The 22,891-nt window shown below is 70.5% G+C and carries 14 protein-coding genes; 7 read left to right on the forward strand and 7 right to left on the reverse strand.

Features of this window, described 5'->3' with window-relative positions:
* Window positions 1–50: 50 nt before the first annotated feature.
* Entirely contained in the window at window positions 51–3,068 is a 3,018-nt protein-coding gene (locus tag HQM25_RS15680; protein WP_254359404.1) for a glycoside hydrolase family 2 TIM barrel-domain containing protein, read from the reverse strand.
* A gap of 149 nt (window positions 3,069–3,217) precedes the next feature.
* Here HQM25_RS15680 and HQM25_RS15685 point away from each other — a divergent pair, with 149 nt between their 5' ends.
* Entirely contained in the window at window positions 3,218–6,001 is a 2,784-nt protein-coding gene (locus tag HQM25_RS15685; RefSeq protein ID WP_254359405.1) for an FAD-binding and (Fe-S)-binding domain-containing protein, read from the forward strand.
* A gap of 57 nt (window positions 6,002–6,058) precedes the next feature.
* Complete coding sequence (locus tag HQM25_RS15690) at window positions 6,059–8,662, forward strand: ATP-binding protein (protein ID WP_172991074.1); 2,604 nt, start codon at window positions 6,059–6,061, stop codon at window positions 8,660–8,662.
* Here the strand turns inward: HQM25_RS15690 and HQM25_RS15695 are convergent.
* The 5 genes from HQM25_RS15695 to HQM25_RS15715 form a co-directional block, all read right to left on the reverse strand.
* Window positions 8,655–8,942 carry a DUF4242 domain-containing protein gene (locus tag HQM25_RS15695; protein WP_172991075.1) on the reverse strand — a complete coding sequence of 96 codons (288 nt, stop codon included), beginning with the start codon at window positions 8,940–8,942 and terminating at the stop codon, window positions 8,655–8,657. The two genes, HQM25_RS15690 and HQM25_RS15695, sit on opposite strands and share 8 nt — an antisense overlap.
* A 150-nt stretch (window positions 8,943–9,092) precedes the next feature.
* On the reverse strand, window positions 9,093–10,478 hold the full coding sequence (locus tag HQM25_RS15700) for an HNH endonuclease signature motif containing protein (RefSeq protein ID WP_172991076.1): 1,386 nt from the start codon (window positions 10,476–10,478) through the stop codon (window positions 9,093–9,095).
* A gap of 191 nt (window positions 10,479–10,669) precedes the next feature.
* Entirely contained in the window at window positions 10,670–11,689 is a 1,020-nt protein-coding gene (locus HQM25_RS15705; protein ID WP_172991077.1) for a LacI family DNA-binding transcriptional regulator, read from the reverse strand.
* Between the two features lie 12 nt (window positions 11,690–11,701).
* Window positions 11,702–12,709, reverse strand: a complete 1,008-nt coding sequence (locus HQM25_RS15710; RefSeq protein WP_172991078.1) for a LacI family DNA-binding transcriptional regulator — start codon at window positions 12,707–12,709, stop codon at window positions 11,702–11,704.
* A 14-nt stretch (window positions 12,710–12,723) separates the two neighbouring features.
* Window positions 12,724–15,444, reverse strand: coding sequence for an alpha-L-rhamnosidase (locus HQM25_RS15715; RefSeq protein ID WP_172991079.1), 2,721 nt, complete (start codon window positions 15,442–15,444; stop codon window positions 12,724–12,726).
* A 266-nt stretch (window positions 15,445–15,710) separates the two neighbouring features.
* Here HQM25_RS15715 and HQM25_RS15720 point away from each other — a divergent pair, with 266 nt between their 5' ends.
* The 3 genes from HQM25_RS15720 (at window position 15,711) to HQM25_RS15730 (ending at window position 18,967) form a co-directional block, all read left to right on the forward strand.
* The gene (locus HQM25_RS15720; protein ID WP_254359407.1) at window positions 15,711–17,045 is read left to right on the forward strand and encodes an ABC transporter substrate-binding protein; all 1,335 of its coding nucleotides are present in this window, start codon (window positions 15,711–15,713) and stop codon (window positions 17,043–17,045) included.
* Between the two features lie 96 nt (window positions 17,046–17,141).
* Window positions 17,142–18,071 (forward strand): carbohydrate ABC transporter permease, encoded by a 930-nt coding sequence (locus HQM25_RS15725; protein ID WP_172991080.1) that lies wholly within the window; start codon window positions 17,142–17,144, stop codon window positions 18,069–18,071.
* Window positions 18,068–18,967, forward strand: coding sequence for a carbohydrate ABC transporter permease (locus HQM25_RS15730; RefSeq protein WP_172991081.1), 900 nt, complete (start codon window positions 18,068–18,070; stop codon window positions 18,965–18,967). The genes HQM25_RS15725 and HQM25_RS15730 overlap by 4 nt, the downstream gene beginning before the upstream one ends.
* 66 nt (window positions 18,968–19,033) lie before the next feature.
* Here HQM25_RS15730 and HQM25_RS15735 read toward each other — a convergent pair whose 3' ends face one another.
* Window positions 19,034–21,079: an Ig-like domain-containing protein gene (locus tag HQM25_RS15735; protein ID WP_172991082.1), complete on the reverse strand. Its 2,046-nt coding sequence runs from the start codon at window positions 21,077–21,079 to the stop codon at window positions 19,034–19,036.
* A gap of 259 nt (window positions 21,080–21,338) precedes the next feature.
* Here HQM25_RS15735 and HQM25_RS15740 point away from each other — a divergent pair, with 259 nt between their 5' ends.
* Window positions 21,339–21,728, forward strand: coding sequence for an L-rhamnose mutarotase (locus HQM25_RS15740; RefSeq protein WP_172991083.1), 390 nt, complete (start codon window positions 21,339–21,341; stop codon window positions 21,726–21,728).
* Window positions 21,725–22,891, forward strand: coding sequence for an L-rhamnose isomerase (gene rhaI / locus HQM25_RS15745; protein WP_172991084.1), 1,167 nt, complete (start codon window positions 21,725–21,727; stop codon window positions 22,889–22,891). The genes HQM25_RS15740 and rhaI overlap by 4 nt, the downstream gene beginning before the upstream one ends.

The following is a 22,891-nucleotide window of genomic DNA, read 5'->3' on the forward strand; positions in this document are numbered from 1 at the left end:
CCCGGCGTGGCGCGGCAGCGCGCGGCGCTCAAGCCCCGCGCGGCCGCGTCTCAGCCAAGAGAGAGCCGCACTCCCCACCGGGTGCGCTCCCGGGGGATCCGGTAGCGCTCCGGGAGCGCCGGGCCGACCGAAGCCGAGCCCAGACCCTGCTGACGATGGTCGATGTTGAGCCACACGAGACCGGAGTCACGCAGCTGCGCCGGCTTGTCCGCGCGCTCCAGGTCCAGCGACGTCCAGCGTCTCGCGGTGAACGCGAAGTCGCCGTCCACCCGCAGCGCCTGGGCGGCCGAGCCGATGCGCAGCCAGCGCGTCTGGACGTGGTTCCCGTTCTCCTGCGGCACCGGGTAGGGAACCTGGAGGTCGTCGACGGACGACCGGAACCGGCCGAGCCGGGATCCCGCGTAGGAATCCACGTAGGTCTCGCCCGGGCCTCGACCGAACCACTCGACCCGATCGAGGTTCCCCGGGAGCGCGAAGAGGAGGCCCAGCCGGGGCACCCAGATATCGCGATCCATGTACGGGGTGTCCTCCCACGGACCTATGAAGTCAACCTCGACCACGAGTTCGAGCGCGTCGTGGCCCGCAACCCAGGTCATCGACCACTCGACGCCGTGCGGATGCGTCGTCGGGGCGGTCCGCCCCTCCGCGCGCAGCCAGCCGTCGCCGTGGGCGACCCGGTCGGTGCGGTGAAGCATCCGGTTCATGCCGGTCGCACCCCACACCGCGGCCACGTTGTTGAGCGCTCCCTGACCCCGGTCGTTCTCCGTCGGCGCGCGATGCAGGTCCAGCCAGGGGCCGTCGACCTCGATCCCTCCGAACGCTCGCAGGCGCCCCGTCGCGCCGTCGAAGCGGGCATCGCCGACGGACACCTCGCCTGCCGGCGCGCGCGCCGCGCCGCGCGGGACCGGCGGGGACATCATGACCGGCGCCGGCGCCGACTGCCCCCACGCCACGACGTGGCCCGCCGGCGCCCATGAGGCCTCCGCGGCGAGCGCCGCCTCCACGGTCCGCACGACGAGCGGGCCGGATGCCGCGGCGAACGCCTCCGGCGGTGCGACCTCGACCGTCGAGCCGGCGGGCACGACCGGGACGCTCAGCGGTCCCGAGGCGAGCACGACACCGTCGTCCTCGATGCGCCAGTGGAAGGCGAGGTCGGAGGTGTCCGCACTGTGCCGTTCATTCGCGATCCACACTCGGTCTCCGATCGTGATCGCGACCGGCTCGTGAGCCTTGGCGAGCTCCACGAGGCCCGGCGTCGGCGTGCGATCGCTGAACACGAGTCCATGGAGTCCGAACCGCCCGCCCCGGGGCTCGTAGTCGACGTCGTCGCCGTGCATGAGGGTACGCACGCCGTCCGCGTCGGTGACGTGGAAGCCGTGATCGATCCACTCCCAGACGAACGCACCGCAGAGCCGGTCGTACCGGCGGATGATGCTCCAGTAGTCCTGGAGCGAGCCGGGGCCGTTGCCCATCGCGTGTGCGTATTCGACGAGCAGGAAGGGCAGCCCTCTGCGCCGCTCATCGTCGGCATCGGTGATCGCGTCCGCGGCGGACGGTGCGTCGTCTCCCGGCTCGCCGAACACCATGCCGTGCATGCTGACCCGGCCTCCGCGCGGCTCCTCGCGACGGCCGATCTGGTCGAGCAGGTCGAGCGAGGGATACATGAGCGAGTAGAAGTCGGAGTCCCGATACCGCGGATCGCGCTCGTAGAGCGCGGGGCGCGACGGGTCGCGCTCCTGGAGCCACCGCCGCATGTGCGAGAAGGCCTCACCGGTCATGCTCTCGTTCGCGAGCGACCACACCACCACGCTCGGGCGGTTCTTGTCGCGCTCGACCGTGCGCACGAGTCGGTCCATGATCGCGTCGCGCCACTCCGGCCGGGCGGGCGGGTTGCCCTCCCACCCCGCATAGATGAAGCCGTGCGTCTCGAGGTCGACCTCGAGCACGACCCACAGTCCGTACTCGTCGCACAGCCGCACGAACTCCGGGTGCGGCGGATAGTGGCTGGTGCGCACCGCGTCGATGTTCGCGCGCTTCATCATCACGATGTCCTGGATCATCGTGTCCCGGTCGAGCGTCCGCCCCGTATCGGGATGGTGCTCGTGCCGATTCACCCCGCGGAATGTGACCGGCCGGCCGTTGACGCGGAAGACCCCGTCGACGATCTCGACGCGACGGAAGCCGACCGCGAGCTCGACGACCTCACCCGCGGACGTCAGCGTTCCGTGGTAAAGACGCGGGATGTCCGCACTCCACGGCTCGACGAGGATCGACGCCGTCTCCCCCGCCGCCATGCGGATACCGAGCTCCGGGATGTCGACCGTGGCCGGTATGGACGCATCGACGCGGAGGGTGCCCCGGCCCGTCGCCGGATCGTAGTCGGCATGCACGAAGTGGTCGTCGATCGCATGCTCCGGCCGTTCGATCAGCTCGACCTCGCGGAAGATGCCGGGCAGCCACCACATGTCCTGATCCTCGAGGTATGTCCCGGCGGACCACCGGTGCACTCGGACCGCCAGCACATTGCGACCGGGCCGCACGGGGGCGTCGAACTCGAACGGGAGGCGACTGCCGGCAGACCAGCCGAGCTCGACGCCGTTGAGCCAGACCTTGGCGCACGAGTCGACGCCGTGGAAGCGCAGCACCGCGGCGCCCCAGTCGGCGGGGAGGTCGAACACGAGGCGATAGTCGCCGGTGGGATTCTCCTCCGGCACGCGCGGCGGATCGAGCGGGATCGGGTAGGCGGTGTTCGTGTACAGCGGCCCCTCGGCGGTGCCGCGCAGGGACCGGGCCGGTCCCCCGGCGAGCGGCGTGAACTCCTCGAGCACCCAGTGGGACGGAACCGGCATGGCATCCCACCCGGAATCGTCGAAGTCGTCTTCGACGAACGCGTCGCCGGTCCCTCGGGCCGTCGGCGCGAGGCGGAACCGCCAGGTGCCGCCGAGATCCAGTCGCCGGGCGTCGCCGACCGCGTCGGCCCGTGCGGCGCGGCGGCCTCGCCCGGGGCGTGTGCTCTCCCAGTACCGCTCACCCGGACCGGCTGCCGGGGTGTGGGTGGAGCGGGACATCGTCGATCCGGTACCCTGCATATCCATAAGAGTTTGAATATCCATTCTCTGTCGAATGCGATTGCAGTCTAGCTCAGCGAGGAGACCCCGTGGGAAGCGCATCCAGCTCACTCCCTCCAGCATCGATCCCCGCGGGCGTCGCCGCGGCTGTGGCCGAGACATCCCGCGTCAAGACCCGAGCGCTCGACCGCGTCGCCTACGCGAGCGACGCCTCCCACTTCCTCCTCACCCCGTCGGCCGTCGTGGTCGCCGAGGATGCCGCTGAAATCGCCCGCATCCTGCGCGCCGCCACGGCCGCCGGATCTCCGATCGCCTTCCGCTCCGGCGGCACGAGCCTGTCCGGCCAGGGCGCGACCGACGGCATCCTCGTCGACGTACGTCGGGGATTCCGTCGGGTCGATGTTCTCGACGGCGGTCGACGCGTGCGGGCGCAGCCCGGCGCGACCGTCCGTCAGGTGAACGCGATCCTGGCCCGGCACGGCCGGCGACTCGGCCCCGACCCCGCGAGCGAGGCCGCGTGCACGATCGGCGGCGTGGTCAGCAACAACTCCAGCGGCATGGCGTGCGGGATCGTCGAGAACACCTACCGCACCCTGGAGTCGCTGGTCTTCGTGCTCCCGTCGGGCACGGTGGTCGACACGGCCGCCCCCGATGCCGACGCGGCACTCACCGCCGCCGAGCCGGAGCTGGTCGCCGGTCTCGAGCGCCTCCGACAGCGCGTGTCGGGGAATGCGGACTCGGTGTCGCGCATCGAGCGCGCATTCGCGATGAAGAACACGATGGGCTACGGCGTCAACGCCTTCCTGGACTTCGCCTCTCCCGCGGATCTCCTCGCCCACCTCGTCATCGGGAGCGAAGGCACGCTCGCCTTCGTCGCCGAGGCGACCTATCGGACGGTTCCCCTCCACTCCCACATCGCGACCGCTCTCGCCGTGTTCCCCGATCTGGATGCCGCGACACGGGCCCTGCCCGGTCTCGTGTCGACGGGGGCGGCGACCCTCGAGCTGATGGATTCGACGAGCATTCGCGTCGGGCGGACGCTGCGGGACGCACCGGCGGCGATCCGCGGCTTCGAGCTGCGCGACCAGGCAGCGCTCCTGGTCGAGTACCAGGCCGACGACGAGCACGCTCTCGCCGCCCTCGTGGATGCCGCCACCCCTGCCCTGGCAGATCACCCGCTGGTCGCCCCTGCCGCGCTCTCCACGGACCCTCGCGAGCGCGCCGCGGCGTGGAAGCTCCGCAAGGGCCTGTACGCCACGGTGGCCGGCGCGCGACCGTCGGGCACGACCGCGCTCCTGGAGGACGTCGTGGTGCCGGTCTCGGAGCTCGCATCGACGTGCGGCGAGCTGCAGGTGCTGTTCGAGCGTTACGGGTATCGCGACAGCGTGATCTTCGGACACGCCAAGGACGGCAACATCCACTTCATGCTGACCGACCGATTCGAGACCGACGAGCAGCTCGCGCGGTTCAGCGGGTTCACCGAGGACATGGTCGACCTCGTGCTCGACGCCGGGGGCAACCTCAAGGCCGAGCACGGCACCGGGCGCGCGATGGCCGCGTACGTTCGCCGCCAGTACGGCGACGAGCTGTACGGGGTGATGTGCGAGCTCAAGCGTCTGTGCGATCCGGCCGGCATCCTCAACCCGGGCGTCATCATCGACGAGGACCCCCGCGCGCACATGGCGAACATCAAGCTCGCCGAGACCATCGAGGTCGAAGCCGATCGCTGCGTGGAATGCGGGTACTGCGAGCCCGTGTGCCCGAGCAAGGACATCACGCTCACGCCCCGTCAGCGCATCGTCGCGCGCCGCGCGATCGCGCGGGCCGCTGCGGCGGGCGACGACCGCCTCGTGGGCGAGCTCGAGCGCGACTACGACTACGGGGGCGTCCAGACGTGCGCCGTCGACGGGATGTGCCAGACCGCGTGCCCGGTGCTGATCAACACCGGAGCGCTCGTCAAGCGTCTGCGCAGCGAGAAGACGACAGCGCCCGCCGCGGCGGGGTGGGACGCCGCCGCGCGGTCCTGGGGAGCTGTCACGCGCGTCGGTGCGGCCGCCCTCTCGATCGCCGACGCCCTGCCCGCGGGCGTGGTCACGTCGTCGACGGATGCCGCGCGCACGCTCGTCGGCGACGACACCGTGCCGCGCTACGCCGCCGACCTGCCTCGGGGCGGGCGCGCGCGCCGGCGGTGGACGCCGGGGATCGGGCCGCGCGACGAGACGCCGCTGGCGGTGTACGTCCCCGCCTGCGTCAACAGCATGTTCGGCCCCGCGGCAGGCGGCATCGGCGTCACCGACGCGTTCGCCCGACTCGCGGAACGCGCGAGTGTCCGGCTCATCGTCCCCGACGCTGTCGAGTCGCTGTGTTGCGGCACCCCCTGGAGCTCGAAGGGATTCACGACCGGGCGCGAGCGCATGGCGGAGCGCGTCGCCGCTTCTCTGTCCGACGGCATCGGGCGCAGCATCCCGCTCGTCACCGACGCCTCCAGCTGCACCGAGGGCTTCGCACAGCTGCTCGAGGCGCGCGGGATCCCCGTCGAGGTCGAGGATGCGGTCGCCTTCACCCGGCGCGTGATCGTCCCGCGACTGGGCGCGTTCGCGCCGACCCTCGATGCCCTCACGCTGCATCCCACCTGTTCCTCGCGCCAGCTCGGGCTCGATCCCGTCCTCGTCGAGCTCGGACGCCTCGTCGCGCGGGAGGTGACGATTCCGGACGACTGGGGCTGCTGCGCGTTCGCCGGCGACCGCGGGATGCTGCATCCCGAGCTCACCGCGTCCGCCACCTCCGCGGAGGCCGCCGAGGTGCGCGCCCTCGACGCGGAAGCGCACGCCTCGTGCAACCGCACGTGCGAACTCGGCATGACCCGGGCCACCGGCCAGGAGTACAGCCACGTGCTGGAACTGCTCGAGGAGGCGACGCGTCCTGCGTCGTGAAGCCGGGGGCTCGGGCGCAGCGCGCCCGCAACATCCCGACCTCCTAGGGTGGGTGGCATGCCGCTCGTGGAGCGCGACGATCAGCTGAACGTGCTCGGCGGCCTCGCGGAGAGGCTGCCGAGGGGCTCCGTCGTGCTGATCGGGGCCGAGGCCGGCGCCGGGAAGTCCGCCCTCCTGCGCGAGTTCGCGACCCGCATTCCCCCCACGATGGCCGTGCGCGCCGGCCGGTGCGACGACCTCGCGACCCCGGCGTCGTTCGCCCCGCTCTGGGACATGGTCGAGACCCTCCCGACTGCCGTCGCGAAGGCACTCTCCGGCAGGGGCGGCCGGGTCTCGGCGGCGCTGACGGCGGCGCTGCGTCGGCGGCCGAGCGTGCTGATCCTCGACGACATCCACTGGGCTGACGAGGCGACCGTCGATCTGATCGGCCACCTCTCCCGGCGGATCGATGAGCTGCCGGTGCTGCTGTGCCTCTCGTTCCGCAGCGACGAAGTGGATCGGGACCACCACCTGCGCCGCGCGCTCGGCGAGATCGAGCGCGCGGCGGTGCGCATCGAGCTGCCGGCGCTCACCCTGCACGGCGTGCGCTCGCTCGCCGAGACGGCCGGCGTCGACGCCGGCGTCGACATCGACCGGCTCTATGCCCGGTCCGGCGGCAATGCCTTCTTCGTCACGGAACTGCTCGCGAACCCGGCGACGGAGCACTCACGGGCGGTGTCGGGTGCCGTGCTCGCACGCGTGGCGAGCCTCCCGCAGACGACGTGGCGCGTCCTGGAGGCAGCGGCGCTCGCCCCCCAGGGAATCCCGTTGGACCTGCTCGACGATCTCGGCCCCGACGCCGCCGACGATGCCGACCGCGCTATCGAGCGGGGGCTGCTCGAGGCGACCGCGACCAAGCTGCGCTGTCGACACGATCTCGTGCGCGTCGCGCTCGCCGAGCACATTCCTCCGGTGCGCCGCCGTCAGGTGCACCAACGCCTGGTCGACTTACTCGCGCCACGCGCAGCGACGACCGCGGACGTCGCGCAGGTCGCTTCGCATGCGGTGAGCGCCGGTGACTCCGCGCGCGCTGCCGCGTTCTCGCTGCGTGCGGCCGAACGGGCCGCCGACGACGGGGCGCACCGCGAGGCGGTGCGGCACCTCGTGAATGCGCTGGAGAACCGCGGACACCTGACCGTGCAGGATACCGATCGCGCGCTCGAGACGTGCGCGATCGAGGCCTACTTCACGCATGCGCTGGATCTCGCGTTGGACTGCGCGCTCGAGCTGCGCGCACGCGCGGAGGACCATGCGCCGGCCGAGCGCGGCCGACGCACGGCCTGGTGTTCGCGGCTCGCCTTCTACGGCGGCGATGGGGAGCGCGCCGTCGCGCTCGCCGAGGAGAGCATCGCGCTGTTCGCCGACGGAGTCGATCCGCTGCGCGAGGCCTATGCACGCTGGTGGCGCGCGAGTCTCCTCGGCGCGCACGAGGAGACCCGACGGCTCGGCGATCTGACGATCGCGCGCGCGAAGGCGGCCGGTGAGCTCTCGATCGCCGCGCACGTGCTCGTGAGCGCCGACGGGTCCGAGGACGACACCAGCGGGGCCGCGATCGATCGTCTCACCGAGGGCCTCGACCTGGCCCGCCGTTCCGGCACTGATGAGCAGACAGCACGGGCGTACTGCAATCTGGCCTACCTCACGGTGGTGGATCGCCGCCTCGATGCTGCGGACGCCTGGCTCGCGGAAGGACTGGACTGGACCTGGGCGGAGGACCTCACGTTCTGGTGGGACGCGATGGTCGACACCCGCGCGATGCTCCGGATGTTCCGCGGCGCCTGGGACGACGCCCTCGATGACTGCGCGCAGACCATCGACGGGAACCGTGCTCTGCGCTGGCAGGTATGCGCCGCCAGCACGCGCGCCGCGATTCTGCTGCGACGTGACGCCCGGGGCGCATCGGAGGCGCTCGACTTCGCGGATGCGACCGCTGGCGACGCCGGTCCCGACGGCCTCTTCGCCGCCGCGGTCAACGCCGAGGCGGCATGGACCTCCGGGGCGGACCCGTCGCGCGCCCTGGACCAGCTCGGCAGGCAGCTGTCGATGGGCTCGCCCAACCCGTGGCTGGTCGGAGGAGTGACCTTCTGGCTCGCCAAGATCGACCCCGACCTGGTGAGCCCGGCGATGCGAGCACGGTCGCCGGAGCCGATCGCCCTCGAACTCCGGGGCGATCGTCGCGGTGCGGCAGAGGCCTGGCGCTCACTTGGCTGTCGGTTCGAGTCGGCCGTCCTGGACGGGCTCGGAGACGACCCCGCAGCGCTGCGCCGTGCGTTCACAGAGCTCACCGCGGTCGGCGCCGCAGCGACGCTCGCCCGGCTGCGGCGCCTGGCCCACGCCCGGGGCATTCGCGCCGTTCCTCGCGGAGCGCGCACCGCGACGGCCGCCGACCCGGATGGTCTCACTCCGCGTCAGCTCGATGTGCTCGCCCTCCTCGGCGAGCGACTCACCGACGCCCAGATCGCGCGCCGTCTCACGATCTCGGAGAAGACCGCCGGCCACCACGTGTCGGCGATACTGGCGCGACTGGGCGTGGGCGACAGGCACGAGGCAGGCGCCCACGCCCGCGCGCGGACGGCCGCGACCCCCAGCGCCACGGGTCACCCGCGCGATCCCGTCAGCTGACGGCCGCGACCTCGGCCGTGCGCGGACCGATCTCGTTCGCGATGACGGTCACCTTGTCGGCGGGGAACCCGCCTCGACGGGCGTGCTCGAGGATCACATCGGCACTCGGCGCCTCATGCACGCAGTAGATCTTGTCGCCGGCGACGTAGCTCGTCACCCACGTGTAGGGCTCGCCGAGCGAATCGACGACGGCGTTCGAGGCCCGCGCGATCTCCGCCAGCTCTGCCTGCGAGAGTTCTCCAGCACCGGGGATCTCGCGCTCGATGATGAACCGCTCCATGTTCTCTGCTCCCTTTTTCGAGGTGGTTCGGCGGATCGCCGAGATGTGTCCACCCTCGTCGACCCGCATCGCCCCGACATCGGGAGGGGCTCCCCATCTTGCGCGCACTCACCCTCGCTCCCGGCGAGGGCGCCGGGTTCGTGTTTCCGGTCAGAACGGCGCCGGGTCGGGATCGGACACGAACACGACCCGCGGCGGATGGTCGGGGTAGCTGCGACGGGAGGGGCTGCGCCATTCGAGGTGACCACCCGGGAGCTGCCGGACCGTCCACTCCGTCTCGGTCTTCATCGTGCGATGGCGCACACACAGGCAGGCGAGGTTGTCGACGCTGGTCGCCCCATCCTCGTGGTGTTCGAGGTTGTGGTCGACCTGGCATCTGCGCGCCGGCATGCGGCATCCGGGGAACCGGCAGTGTCGATCCCGCGCCTGCAGGAGTCGCACCTGAGCGGACGACGGCCGATACCGGTCGACGGCGACGACGACCGCCGAGACGGGGTCGTACATGACCCGGTCCCACACCGGCGCAGCCCCGGAGAGGAACCGACCGGCCTCCGGGTCGATCGGCGCTTTGCCGTCGATCTCGACCCCACCCTGCGTCACGCCGGTGAGGGTGGTCAGGGGCATCGTGATCTGCACCTGTGCGCGGATCGCGCCGAGACCTCCCGCGCCGACGTCGTCGGTCGGGTCGACGGCAGGCGCACCGGTGAGGAGCGTGTCGACGAACACATCGGCGCGAATCTGGTCGAGGGTGCGGTCGTCGAACGGACCGCCGACCTCGCCCGCGGCAACCGCAACCCCGTCGTCGGACGAGGTATCACGCCTCTCGCCGTCGACGCCTGCACCACCCGCCACATCCTCCCGCTCACGGGCCGCCCGTCGCGCGGCACGATCGGCATCGCGGATCGCGTGCCCCTGCCGCGTCAGCCGGTCGAGGACGGCATGCGCATAGACCGTGGGGACGAGGGCGACGATCTGCGACATTCCATCGTCGAGATCGTGGACCGTGATCGAACGCTCGTCGGCGGCCTCGGCGTGACGCTCGAGCATCGTGCGCGGATCGAGCTTCTCCGCCAGCTGCCGCGCATACGCCCGCGTTCGGCCGACGGTCTCGGCGGTGGCCCACTCCAGCACGACGGTCTCGAATGCCTCGCGCACGTCGTCGTCGAGCCGTCCGCCGGTGTCGAGGACCACCTCGGCATGGCCCTTCGAGATGCGCCCCGCTTCGAGCGCCGCCACCGTGGCGGCGAACTGGGTCACCAGTCGCCAGGAATCGTGCATGCGCCGCTGCACCGTGCGGTCATGCACGTGCGTCTCGACGCTGATCTGCGAGGCCATGCACCGCAGCGGCATGTCCCGACGACGGGAGTCCGCGGACTCGATCCGCTCGGTCTGCTCGTTCGCCAGCATCCAGGCATCGGCCAGCCGCCGCATGAGCCTGGCCTCTGCCGCAGCGATCGAGGCGCCGATGGCGGCACAGTCATCGGCGATCGCCGCGCTCGCCGCGTTCTCTCGGAGCGATCGCTCATGGTCGTCCACAGGCGTGCCCTTTCCTCGCCGTGACCCGCTCCGGACGGAGAAGGCCTCTGCACCGCGGGCACTCGGTGACGATGCTTCCATCCTGACAGGGGGCTCCGACATCGGCCTCGCCGGGCCGCGCTCGCGCCGTCGTCGCCGGGCGGCTGGGTCGAGATGGATATGCTCCCGACGGCAGACGAGGGACGCGGGGCTCAGTCCCGCATGAATCCCGTGGTGGATTCCCGCACGATGAGCTTCGGGTCGACCAGGCGGTGGAGACGTTCGACGGGCTTGTGCTGGATGACGTCGAACAGCAGGTCGACCACCTCGGCGCCGAACCCGGCGGGTACGCCCCGCAGTGTCGTGAGGGGGATCAGCGAAGCCGCCGCGTACTCGATGTCGTCGAACCCGATGAGCGCGGTGTCCTGGGGAACGCGCACCCCGCGCTCGTGATAGGCGCGGAGGATGCCGAGAGCCATGATGTCGTTGATCGCGAAGATGCCGTGCGGGCGCGCATCGGGTTCGCGGTCCAGGAGTGCGCGCCCGACCCGATAGCCCTCGGCGAGCGAGCGCACCGGGGTGTCGATGATCTCGAGCATCGCGGTGCCGGCGCGGTCGATCGCCTCACGCGCGCCCACGAGGCGATCCGCGATCTGCGGGAGGGTGTGCGGCCCGCCGACGACGGCGATGCGGCGGCATCCCACCTCGAGCAGGTGCGACACGGCGCGGCGGCCGCCCTCCACGTAGTCGATCGCGACGAACGGCTGATCGGGGCGGTGGGCCCGCTGGCCGACGAGCACCGACGGGATGCCGCGGCGGCGCATCTGGTCCAGTCGCTCCTCGATGTCGCGCCACGAGGAGATCAGCATCCCCTGCACGCGGTACTGCTCGAAGACGGTCAGGTAGCGGTCCTCGCGCTCGGCATCCCCGTGGTTGTCCACCTGGAACATCGACAGGCCGAGCTCCGTCGCGCGCTGCTCCACGGACTGGGCCGTCTCGATCGCGTTGGGGTTGCCCAGCTCCGTCCCCATGTGGACGATCACGCGGCTCACCCCCGACCGCAGCTGGCGCCCCGCGCTGCTGGGCACGAAGCCCAGCAGCTGGATGGCCTCCTCCACACGGCGGGCGCGGTCGGCGGCGACGATCTCGGGGCGATTGAGGTAGTTCGAGACCGTGCCGATCGAGACCCCCGCCTCCTGGGCGACGTCTCGGATGCCCACGCGCGCCGTCACGACGCGCCGTCCTCATCCACGGGTCGACTCGCGCACGACGAGCTCCGGACGGAACCGGATCGCCCGCTCGTGCGGCTCGGCCGCCTCGCCGATCTCCTTGAGCAGCAGATCGACGGCGGAGTACCCGATGAGGTGCGCCGGCTGGCGGATCGAGCTCAGCGGCACGACGGTGGCCGACGCGAAGTCGATGTCGTCGTAGCCGATCAGGGCGATGTCCTGCGGCACGCGCACATCGCCCAGCAGCGACAGCGCCTGGAGCACGCCGACGGCCAGCAGGTCGTTGGCCGCGAAGACGGCGTCGGGGCGCTCGGCGGGTGGCCGCGCCAGCAGGCCGTCGCCCGCCGTCCGTCCGTGCAGCACGGTGAGCGCCGGCATCTCGACGACCTCGAGGGTGGCATCCGGAACCGCGGCGACGGCGCGGCGGGCGCCTTCGAGCCGATCGCGCACCTGCCGGATGCCCAGGGGCCCGGCCACGAACGCGATCCGCCGCTTGCCTGTCTCGAGCAGGTGGGATGCCGCCAGGTGGCCGCCTTCGACGTCGTCGACGGCCACGGAGGCGAACCCGTCGTCGTCGACCTCGCGGTCCACGAGGATCACCGGCACGCCTCCCTCGCGCAGCCGCTCGAGATGGCCGAGATCCTCGGTCGTCGGCGTCACGAGAACGCCGTTGACCCGCTGCTCGCGGAACAGGTCGAGGTAGCGGCTCTCGCGATCCTGCCGTTCGTCGCTGTTGCCGAGCAACACCGTCATGCCGTTCTCGGCGGCGCGCTCCTCGGCGCCGCGCGCGACCTCGGCGAAGAACGGGTTGCCGACGTCGAGCACGACGAGTCCGATGCTGCGGCTGCGCCCGGCGCGCAGCTGACGCGCGGCGTCGTTGCGCACGAAGCCGAGCTTCTCGATCGCCTCGTGCACGCGCTCCACCGTCGCCGGAGCCACTTTCTCGGGCCGGTTCAGCACGTTCGAGACGGTCCCCACCGACACGGATGCCGCCAGCGCGACATCCCGCACGCTCACCGACATGGCGCCACCGACTTTCAGATCGAACTTCCCGTGAGTGTAGAGGAAGCGTTCTCCGCCGCGGCGGAACCGCGGGCGATCGCCGGCGCGGTGACGACCAGATGGTGGATGCCGTGCCCGACGCTTCCGCCCGCGGGAGCGCCGTCCACGGTGACGGTCGAGGCATCGGTGACCGGCAGGTCGAGCACCGCCCGAGCACCGAAGGGCACCTCGAGCGTCGCGGCGAACGCGTCGCCGTCGACCCGCCAGTCGATCGCCAGCCGCCCGTACGACGTCTGGATCGAAGCCGTCGCGTGGTCGAGACCGTCGGTGGGCCGTGGGGCGATGTGCACCGTCCGGTAGCCGGGGTCGTCGAGGTCGGGCGCGAGGCCGGCGACGTTGCGGTAGACCCAGTCGATCATCGCGCCGTACGCGTAGTGGTTGAAGGAGAGCATGCTGTTCTCCTCCTCCTCGTGGCCTTCGCCGGCGACGGCATCCATCGCCCCGGAGTGGATCGAGCCGTCGGGGAGGATCGCGTCCCACCGCTCCCACACCGTCGTCGCGCCGCGATCGACCTGGTACAGCCACGACGGAGCGTCGCGGCGCAGCAGCATCAGGTAGGCCTCGTCGAGGTGGCCGTTGTGCGAGAGGGCGAACAGCACCAGCGGCGTGCCGAGGAAGCCCGTCGCGATGCGGCCGTTCTCGGCCCGCACGTTCGCGGCGAGGAGGTCGGCGATCTCCTCGCGCCGGGCGGCGGGCGCGAGGTCGAACTCGAGTGCGAGCGCCGCGCCGGTCTGCGTGGTGATCGCCTCCTCGCCCCATCGATCGAAGGTCGCCGCGGCGACGCGATCCGCGAGCGCGTCGTACCCGGCGGCGCGATCGTCGTCGCCGACGATCCGCTCGGCGCGGGCCAGCAGCCGCGTGGACTGCACGTAGAACGCGTTGGCGACGTAGTCGCTCGACACCTTCGCCTCCCACGGGCGGTCGCCCGGGGCGTCCGGATCCAGCCAGTCGCCGTACTGGAACGGCTCCGTGGGAAGGACGACGCCGTCGCCCGCGCGCCGACGCAGGTGCTCGACCCACCGCCGCATGCTGTCGAGCTGCCGCTCGAGCACCTCGACCTCGCCGTACGACTCGTACACCGACAGGGGCACGATGGTGGCGGCATCCGCCCACCCGGCCCGGCCCATGTTCTCGGTCGGCACCCCGCCCATCATCATGTCGACCGGGCGGATGATGTCGGGCACCACCGAGGCCACGCCGCCCTCGTCGGTCTGATCGATCTCGAGGTCGCGCAGCCACGAGCCCCAGAAGGAGCGCGTGTCCATGAGCGTGTTCGCGGTGGCGGCGAAGGCCTGCGCGTCGCCCGTCCACCCGAGGCGCTCGTCGCGCTGCGGGCAGTCGGTGGGCACCGAGACGAAGTTGTCGCGCTGCGACCAGATGACGTTCTCGTGGAAGCGATCCAGCGCCGCGTGCGACGAGGAGAAGGAGCTGCGCGGGGCCAGGTCGCTGGAGATCGCGACGGCCGTGGCCGAGAGCACCTGCGCGCCGGTGACCTCGGCGTACCGGAACCCGTGGAAGGTGAACGCCGGCTCGAGCACGTGCTCGCCGTCGCGGTCGAGGATGTAGGTGTCGGTGGCCTTGGCGCTGCGCAGCGCCGCGGTGTGGAGGTCGCCGCTGGGCTCGAGCACTTCGGCGTGGCGGACGGTGACCGTCTCCCCCGCCCGGCCGACGACGCTCAGCCGCACCCAGCCGGAGATGTTCTGCCCGCCGTCGAGCTGCGTCGCCCCGCCGCTTCGCACCGTGGGCGACATCGGCCGCTCGGCCACGATGCGCACCGGCGGCGCCGAGCGGGGCTCGAACAGCGACAGGTCGGTGTCGACGACCTCTGCCGAGCGCCAGCCGCTGTCGTCGAAGCCGGGGTGATGGATGCCGTCCTCCCGCGCGCGCAGATCGATGGCGGTCCCGTCGTACAGCGATGCGGAGCGCACCGCGCCGAACCCGCCTCGCCAGAACGAGTCCGTCACGAGGGCGACCTCGCCGTCGATCTCGAGCTGCGCGATCGCGCCGATGCGGTCGCCGTAGATGCCGGCGCGACGCGCGAATCCGAAGCTGCCGCGGTACCAGCCGTCGCCGACGGCGAGAACGATGACGTTCTCGCCCTCGCGCAGGAGGGACGTGACGTCGTACGTGTCGATGAGGATGCGCTCCTGGTACGACGTCCAGCCGGGGGTGAGCAGGGCATCGGAGATCTTCACCCCGTTGATCCACCCGTCGACGAGTCCGAGCGCACTCACCCGCAGGCGTGCCCGCGTCGCCCCACCGGCGAGCGGGAACTCGCGCCGCAGCAGCGGCACCGGACCCGCCTCCTCGCTCGGGATGCCGATCACCGACGCGGCGAGCGCTTCGCCGCCGAGGCCGGCCTCCACCGCGAGGGGGGCGCTCCAAGCGGTCCAGCCGGCGTCGGTCGCGATGCGCACCGCGAACGAGCGCCGCTCTCCGGGAGCGAGGGGCAGCGGAGCCGGGATGCCGATCGCGGCCGCACCGGCGACCGGAGGCTGCGCGACGAGATCGCCGGCGTCATCGAGCGTCGCGAGCTGGTAGCCGAGCTGACGGGATCCGGGCGTCGCGCTCTCGACCCGCCAGGAGAGGCGGACCGGGCCGGCGGGAACTCCGAGGAGGTCGGCGGACGGAGATGACGTGACCGCCACGACCCGCGTGGTCGCGTCGGCGGCAGAGTCCTGAGGAAGATCCGACATGGGGCGTGATCCTTTCGCGCGCACGCCTCGTCGCGGGCGCCCTGAAATCATGAAACGGTTCAACCGTCGTTGTCAAGATCGCCCACGACCCGCGGTCGGTAAGCGATTCCCGTTATGCAACCGTAATGAAACGGTTCAAGAAACGTGGTTGACCTGCGCCGCGGGCGGGCGTACGTTCAACGTGCTGAATGGTTTCAACCGGCATCCACGGATGTCACCGCGACGGAGCGGACACCCCGCTCGGCGTCCTTACAAGGAGGTAAAGGATGAGCTTCATGCACAGCCGCCGCGCCCGCGCAGCGGCGATCACCGGCGCAGCACTGCTCGCGCTGCCCCTGGCAGCCTGCTCGGGAGGAGGAGATGCCGGCGGCGACGGCGGCTCGGGCGATGAGGAAGTCACGATCTCCTTCCTCTTCGACAACGGCGAGCAGACGATCTCGATGGTCGAGGCGCTCACCGAGGCCTACACCGCGGAGAACCCCAACGTCACCTTCGACCTCGAGCAGCGACCCGGCGGCGGCGAGGGCGACAACATCGTGAAGACGCGCCTGGCCACCGGCGAGATGAACGACATGTTCCTCTACAACTCCGGCTCGCTGTTCCAGGCCCTCGGCCCCGACCAGACCCTGACCCCGCTCGACGACCAGGAGTGGGTCGGCCGGCTCACCGAGGACTTCCGTCGCGTCGTCTCGACCGACAACGGCGTCTACGGCTCACCGATCGGCACTTCGATGGCAGGGGCCGTGCTCTACAACATCCCGCTCTACGAGGAGCTGGGACTCGAGATCCCCGAGACCTGGGACGACTTCATCGCCAACGCCGAGGCGGTCAAGGACGCGGGCACCGCGGCGCCGATCGCCCAGACCTACGGCGACACGTGGACGAGCCAGCTGTTCGTGCTCGGCGACTTCGGCAACGTGCTCGCGCAGGACCCCGAGTGGGCCGACGAGTACACCGCGAACAACGCGAAGTACGTCGACGAGCCCGCACTGCAGGGCTTCGAGAACCAGCAGGCCGCGTATGAGGCCGATCTGTTCAACGAGGACTTCGCGTCGGCGCTCTACGACGATGGCGTGCGCATGGTCGCCACCGGTGAAGCCGCGCACTACCCGATGCTGACCTTCGCGGTCGGCGTGCTGCAGAACGTGTACCCCGACAACCTCAACGACGTGGGCGTGTTCGCGCTCCCCGCACAGGATGCCGCCGACACGACGCTCACGACGTGGCAGCCGGCCGGCCTGTACGTGCCGAACACCACCGAGGGCGCCGTGCTCGATGCCGTCAAGGACTTCCTCGCCTTCACCGTGAGCGCGGAGGGCTGCGAGCTCCAGCTGAACGCCGGCGGCGCGAACGGCCCGTTCGTGATCGACGGCTGCGCCCTCCCGGAGGACGTGCCGCAGCTGGTGAAGGACATGCAGCCCTACTTCGACGAGGGACGCACCGCGCCGGCTCTCGAGTTCCTGTCCCCCATCAAGGGACCGGCCCTCGAGCAGATCACCGTCGAGGTCGGCTCCGGCATCCGCTCGGCCGAGGACGGCGCCGCGCTCTACGACGAGGACGTGGAGAAGCAGGCACAGCAGCTGGGCCTCGAGGGCTGGTGATCCGGCCTCCCGGCACAGCTCGCCTCTAGGCAACCGGTGAGGGGCGGGCCGCGCCCGCCCCTCACCCGCCTGCGGCGACCGATCAATGGAGATGCGATGACCGCGACAGCCACGCCACCGACCACCGTCAGCCCCCAACCACCACAGCGCGACCGGGCCCGCAGACCGAAGCGGAAGAGCCCGTACCCGCTCTGGTTCTACATTCCCGCGGGGATCATCTTCACGGCGCTCTTCCTGGTGCCCACGATCTCCTCCTTCTACTTCAGCCTCACCCGCTGGTCGATCTTCGACGTGCAGTTCATCGGGTTCGACAACTACGTGCAGTTCTTCCGGGAGCCCGCCCTCGTGCAGGGCTTCCTCAACACCTTCTTCTTCGGCTTCGTCACGTCGGCGCTGAAGGTGGTGCTCGGCCTTCTGCTCGGGGTGCTGCTCACCTCGACGATCATCGGCCGGGGTTACCTGCGCTCGGTCGTCTTCTTTCCCGTGCTCGTCTCGGTCATCGGCGTCGGCTTCACGTTCAAGGTGCTGATGGACCCGTTCGACGGCGCCATCAACGAGGCCCTCTCCTGGTTCGGCATCGACGGTCCCGGGTGGCTCACCGACCCGTCCTGGGCGCTGTTCTCGGTCGCGCTCGTGGACGTCTGGCGCGGCGTGGGTCTCGCGACCCTCATCTACATCGCCGGCATCGTCGGCATCCCGGCCGAGTACTACGAAGCCGCGCGCGTCGACGGTGCGAACGCCTGGCACAGTTTCCGCCACATCACCCTGCCGCTGGCCTGGCCGGCGACCTCGACCGTGATCCTGCTGTCGCTCATCGGCGGCCTCCGCTCGTTCGACCTCATCTGGGCGATGACCCGCGGCGGGCCCGGGTTCACCAGCGACGTGATCGCATCGGTGATCTACAAGCAGTACCAAGCAGGTTTCTACGGACTCTCGACGGCAGGCAACGTGATCCTCTTCCTCGTGGTGACCGCGATCGTGGTCCCCCTCTCCATCTGGATGCGACGCCGGGAGGTGGAAGCATGAGCGAGACGCGCACCATCGTCACCGCCGGCGCCGGCAGGAGCGCGAAGATCCCGCGGCGGCGCCCGCTCACGTGGCGTGGAAAACTGCAGCGCTACGGCCTGGGCGGGATCGCGATCGTCGCCTCGATCGTCGTGTTCATCCTGCCGTTCCTGTTCATCCTCTTCACCGCGGCGAAGTCGCGGCAGGAGGCGTCGCTGCTGCAGTTCACCCCGCCGACCGAGTGGTTCATCGTCGAGAACTTCCTCGCCGTGCTCGAGACCCGCGACTACATGGTGGTGCGCGCGTTCGGGAACTCGCTCGCGCTGACCATCTTCAGCGTCGCCATCATGGTGATCCTGGGTGCGGCGGTCGGCTACGTGCTGCAGCGGCGCCAGTCCCGCTGGAACACGCTCGTGATGCTGCTCGTGCTCGCGGGCCTGATCATCCCGCCCGCCGTCGTCCCGACGGTGTGGGTGATGCAGTCCCTCGAGCTCTACGGCACCCTGATCGGCCTCATCCTCATCGAGGTGGCGTTCGGGCTGTCGTTCACCGTGCTGCTGGTGCGCGCGTTCGTGGCATCCATTCCCCGGGAGCTCGACGAGGCGGCCATCATCGACGGCGCGGGCCCCCTGCGCCTGTTCTTCCAGGTCGTGTTCCCGCTGCTGCGCGGGGTGCTCGTCACGATCGTCGTCGTGCAGTCGGTCGCGGTGTTCAACACCTTCGTGAACGCGCTCTACTTCCTGCCCGGTGAGCCGACGCTGCAGCTGACGCTCTACAACTTCCAGTCGCAGTCGGGCAACCAGTGGAACCTGCTGTTCATGAACATCCTGATCATCACGATCCCGCCGCTGCTCATGTACATCTTCTTCAACCGGCAGATCGTCGCGGGCATGACCAGCGGGGCCGTCAAGGGCTGAGCGGTGCGCGCCGAGACGACGAGGGGCGGTGCGACCGATCGTCGCACCGCCCCCGTGTCGGAGCGATCACTCGCTCACGACGTCGTCACCCTCGGGTTCGGCGACGACAGCCTCGATGGCCGCGTCGTCTTCGACGGCCTCCGCGACGGGCGCGGCGGGCGCGGCATCCACGACCTGCTCGACCGCGGCGGGCTCAGCCGGCGCGACCTCGACGGGAGCGACCGCCGCAGGCTCCTCGACTCGCGCCTCTTCGACAGGCGCAGCGGCGGGCGCGGCATCCACGACCTGGTCAGCCGTGGCGGGCGCGACCGGCGCCTGCACGGTGAACGCGTACATGCCGGCGTGGCCCGCCAGGTCGGTGAAGGCGACGGTGACGTCCTTGGCGCGGTAGTAGACCTTCGTGAAGGTCGTGCCCTCGCCGTACCAGCCCTGGCCGAGCGCCGAACTGTCGATCGGCTCGCTGAACGTGAGGGTGACAGCGGTGCGTCCGCCCTCCTTCTCCTGATACACCTGCGCGACATCGACGACCTCGGGCGCGACGGTGTCGAGCGTGAACTCGATCGTCGAGCTGTTGCCGGCCGTGTCGAAGACGGTGACCACGTTCACACCCTGCTCGGCGCGATAGTTTCCTGCGTTCAGGTCGGACCACTTCGCGTTGGTGCGCTCGATCTTGACGCCGTTGACCACGACGTAGTCGACCTGGCCGATGCCCGAGTCGGAGAGCTTGAAGCTCGGCGGCGCGGTGTAGATGCCGTTCACGACGCTCGCACCCGGCTTCACGGTGATGGCCGGAGCCACCGAGTCGAGCGTGAACTCGGCGGTGGTGCTGTTGCCGGCCGTGTCGAAGAGGGTGACGACGTTCACACCCTGGTGCGCGGTGTAGTTGCCCGCGTTCAGATCGGACCACTTCGCGTTGGTGCGCTCGATCTTCACGCCGTTGACCACGACGTAGTCGACCTGGCCCTGACCGGCGTCGGAGAGCTTGAAGCTCGGCGGCGCCGTGTAGATGCCGTTGACGACCGACGCTCCGTCCTTGACGGCGAGGCTCGGCGCGGTGGTGTCGAGCTCGAACGCGAACTGACCGGTCGCCGCGACATTGCCCGCAAGATCCGACGCGTTGTAGCGGATGACGTACTCGCCGTCGGGCAGCGCCACCGTCGCGCGGTGGGTCGCCGCTGTCGCCCCGCCCGCTGCCGACGACGTCGACCGCACCAGGACGCCGTCCTTGTAGATGTTCGCGGTGACGCGGCTGAGACCCTGGTCATCGGTCGCGTCGACCTGGAGGTCGATGGTGGATGCCGCCACCGGCGCGCCATCGGTCGGCGTCACCAGGGTCGCGACGGGCTTCACGTTGTCGATGGCGACGGGGAAGGTACGGCTGGCGTGATTGCCGGCGGCATCCCACGTGCTGACCTTCAGCTGGGTCGCCGCACCCGACGTGAGCGCGGTCGTGTCGACGGTGAGGGCGAAGTCGTTGGTCTGCAGGAAGTACTGCCCCGCGAACTTGGCCCACTTCCCGTCGACGAGCTGCTGGATCTCGACGTAAGCGCGCTCGGGGTTCTCCTCCACCTGCGAGAGGTGGAAGGTCTGCGAGCCGCGCACGGTGCCGAAGTCGGCGTCGTTGATGACCGGCTTGGTCGCATCGACCGCCGGGGTCGTGTCGGCGTCGGTTTCCGCGTCGGCTTCGGCGTCGGTCTCGGTCTCGGTCTCGGGATCGGCATCAGCGTCGGCGTCGACACCCGCCCCCTGCGACCCAGCGGGACCGGGCCGGTCAGCGGGACCGGGCCGGTCAGCAGGTCCGGGCCGGTCTGCGGGGCCGTGCCCGGCTGCGGCATCGGGCAGCGCGTCGGGCGCGGAATCGCTGCGGTTGTCCCCGCGCCGGTCGCCGTCCGCCCGCGTGCCGTTGTCGCTCTTGCCCGGCCGGCCGGTGTCGTCGTCGCCGGTCTCGATCGCCGACTCGAGTTCGATCTCGGCGGCGTCAGCGACGGCCACGAACTCGGACTCCGCGGCGCCCGTGGCGCCGGGGGCGAGCGCGCCGGTGGCGACACCGGCGACGGGGGCGACGAGTGCGGCCAGCGCCACGGCGGCCACGGTCATTCTCTTCTTCTGCATGTTCTTCCCATCCATGGAAACGGGCGCACCGGGGAGACCCGCGGTTCGACTCATCGCCGCCGTTTTCCGGCCGGCCCATGCCCCCATGAAGTCGAACGTGCGAACGATCTGTCCGCAGACTCGCAGCGCGCACCCGCACTCTACCGCTGTGGTCTGACCACAACCTGTGAATCGCTTCCCCTGCGAGGGGCTTTGCGCGCAGCATCCGATTGATCTATGCTTTGAAACGATTCACTAGCCACCACCCTTGGAGCCCTCGATGACGAGCACCGCCGCACCGACGCGGGTCTGCTTCCAGCTGCAGGTCGAGCCCGATCTGCTCGACGAGTACATCGCCCGCCACACGCCGGTCTGGCCGGAGATGCTCGAGGAGATCGCCGCCTCCGGGCGTCGCAACTACTCGCTGTTCCTCGGCGAGGGCGGCCGGCTCATCGGCTACTACGAGACCGACGACGATGCCGCCGCGCAGGCGTATCTCGCGGCATCCCCCATCGCGGCCAAGTGGGAAGCCGAGATGGCCCGCTTCTTCGTCGGCCTCGCGGGCCGCCCCGACCAGGCGGCGACGCCGCTCACCGAAGTCTTCAACCTCTCCGCCCAGCTCGACGCCGCGCGGGCAGCCACCACCACCGAAGAAAGCACCGCATCATGACGACTCTCTCCCCCGAGAACCTCTCGGCACTCGAAGGCCAGGGCATCGAGCTCCCCTCGTGGGCGTTCGGCAACTCCGGCACGCGCTTCCGCGTGTGGACGACCGAGGGCACCCCGCGCGACCCGTACGAGAAGATCGCCGACGCCGCCAAGGTGAACGAGTACACCGCGCTCGCGCCGAGCGTGGCGCTGCACATCCCGTGGGACAAGGTCGACTCCTACGACGACCTGCGCGCGCACGCCGAGGGGCTCGGCGTCGCGCTCGGAACGATCAACTCCAACACGTTCCAGGACGAGGACTACAAGTTCGGCGCGCTCACCCACCACGACGAGCGGATCCGCCGCAAGGCCATCGACCACCACTTCGAGTGCATCGACATCATGCACGCGACCGGGTCGCGCGACCTCAAGATCTGGCTCGCCGAGGGCTCGAACTACCCCGGCCAGATGGACATGCGCGGCCGCCAGGACCGCCTCGCCGACTCGCTGCAGCAGATCTACGCACGCCTCGGCGACGAGCAGCGACTGGTGCTCGAGTACAAGTTCTTCGAGCCGTCGTTCTACCACACTGATGTTCCCGACTGGGGCACCTCGTACGCCCAGGTCGCCGCGCTCGGCGACAAGGCGATGGTGTGCCTGGACACCGGCCACCACGCGCCGGGCACCAACATCGAGTTCATCGTCATGCAGCTGCTGCGCCTCGGAAAGCTCGGCTCGTTCGACTTCAACTCGCGCTTCTACGCCGACGACGACCTCATCGTGGGCGCGGCCGACCCGTTCCAGCTGTTCCGCATCGTGTTCGAGGTGATCCGCGGCGGCGGCCTGAACAACCCCGACGTGGCGTTCATGCTCGACCAGTGCCACAACGTCGAGGACAAGATCCCCGGCCAGATCCGCTCCGTGCTCAACGTGCAGGAGATGACCGCGCGCGCCCTGCTGGTCGACCGCGAGGCACTGGATGCCGCACAGGCGGCCAACGACGTGCTGGGCGCCCAGGCCGTGTTCATGGACGCCTTCTACACCGATGTGCGCCCGGCCCTGGCCGAGTGGCGCGAGTCGCGCGGCCTTCCCGCCGACCCGATGGCCGCCTACGCGGCATCCAGCTACCAGCAGCAGATCGCGGCCGACCGCGTCGGCGGCACCCAGGCCGGCTGGGGCGCGTGA

The sequence above is a fragment of the Microbacterium hominis genome (assembly GCF_013282805.1).
In the GTDB taxonomy this organism is placed as follows: Bacteria; Actinomycetota; Actinomycetes; order Actinomycetales; family Microbacteriaceae; genus Microbacterium; species Microbacterium hominis_B.

Excerpts from the sequence above, each read along its gene's own strand:
- HQM25_RS15680 (WP_254359404.1), bottom strand. The coding sequence starts at position 3,068 with ATGTCCCGCTCCACCCACACCCCGGCAGCCGGTCCGGGTGAGCGGTAC.
- HQM25_RS15690 (WP_172991074.1), top strand. The coding sequence starts at position 6,059 with ATGCCGCTCGTGGAGCGCGACGATCAGCTGAACGTGCTCGGCGGCCTC.
- HQM25_RS15695 (WP_172991075.1), bottom strand. The coding sequence starts at position 8,942 with ATGGAGCGGTTCATCATCGAGCGCGAGATCCCCGGTGCTGGAGAACTC.
- HQM25_RS15710 (WP_172991078.1), bottom strand. The coding sequence starts at position 12,709 with ATGTCGGTGAGCGTGCGGGATGTCGCGCTGGCGGCATCCGTGTCGGTG.
- HQM25_RS15715 (WP_172991079.1), bottom strand. The coding sequence starts at position 15,444 with ATGTCGGATCTTCCTCAGGACTCTGCCGCCGACGCGACCACGCGGGTC.
- HQM25_RS15720 (WP_254359407.1), top strand. The coding sequence starts at position 15,711 with ATGAGCTTCATGCACAGCCGCCGCGCCCGCGCAGCGGCGATCACCGGC.
- HQM25_RS15725 (WP_172991080.1), top strand. The coding sequence starts at position 17,142 with ATGACCGCGACAGCCACGCCACCGACCACCGTCAGCCCCCAACCACCA.
- HQM25_RS15730 (WP_172991081.1), top strand. The coding sequence starts at position 18,068 with ATGAGCGAGACGCGCACCATCGTCACCGCCGGCGCCGGCAGGAGCGCG.
- HQM25_RS15735 (WP_172991082.1), bottom strand. The coding sequence starts at position 21,079 with ATGCAGAAGAAGAGAATGACCGTGGCCGCCGTGGCGCTGGCCGCACTC.
- HQM25_RS15740 (WP_172991083.1), top strand. The coding sequence starts at position 21,339 with ATGACGAGCACCGCCGCACCGACGCGGGTCTGCTTCCAGCTGCAGGTC.
- rhaI (WP_172991084.1), top strand. The coding sequence starts at position 21,725 with ATGACGACTCTCTCCCCCGAGAACCTCTCGGCACTCGAAGGCCAGGGC.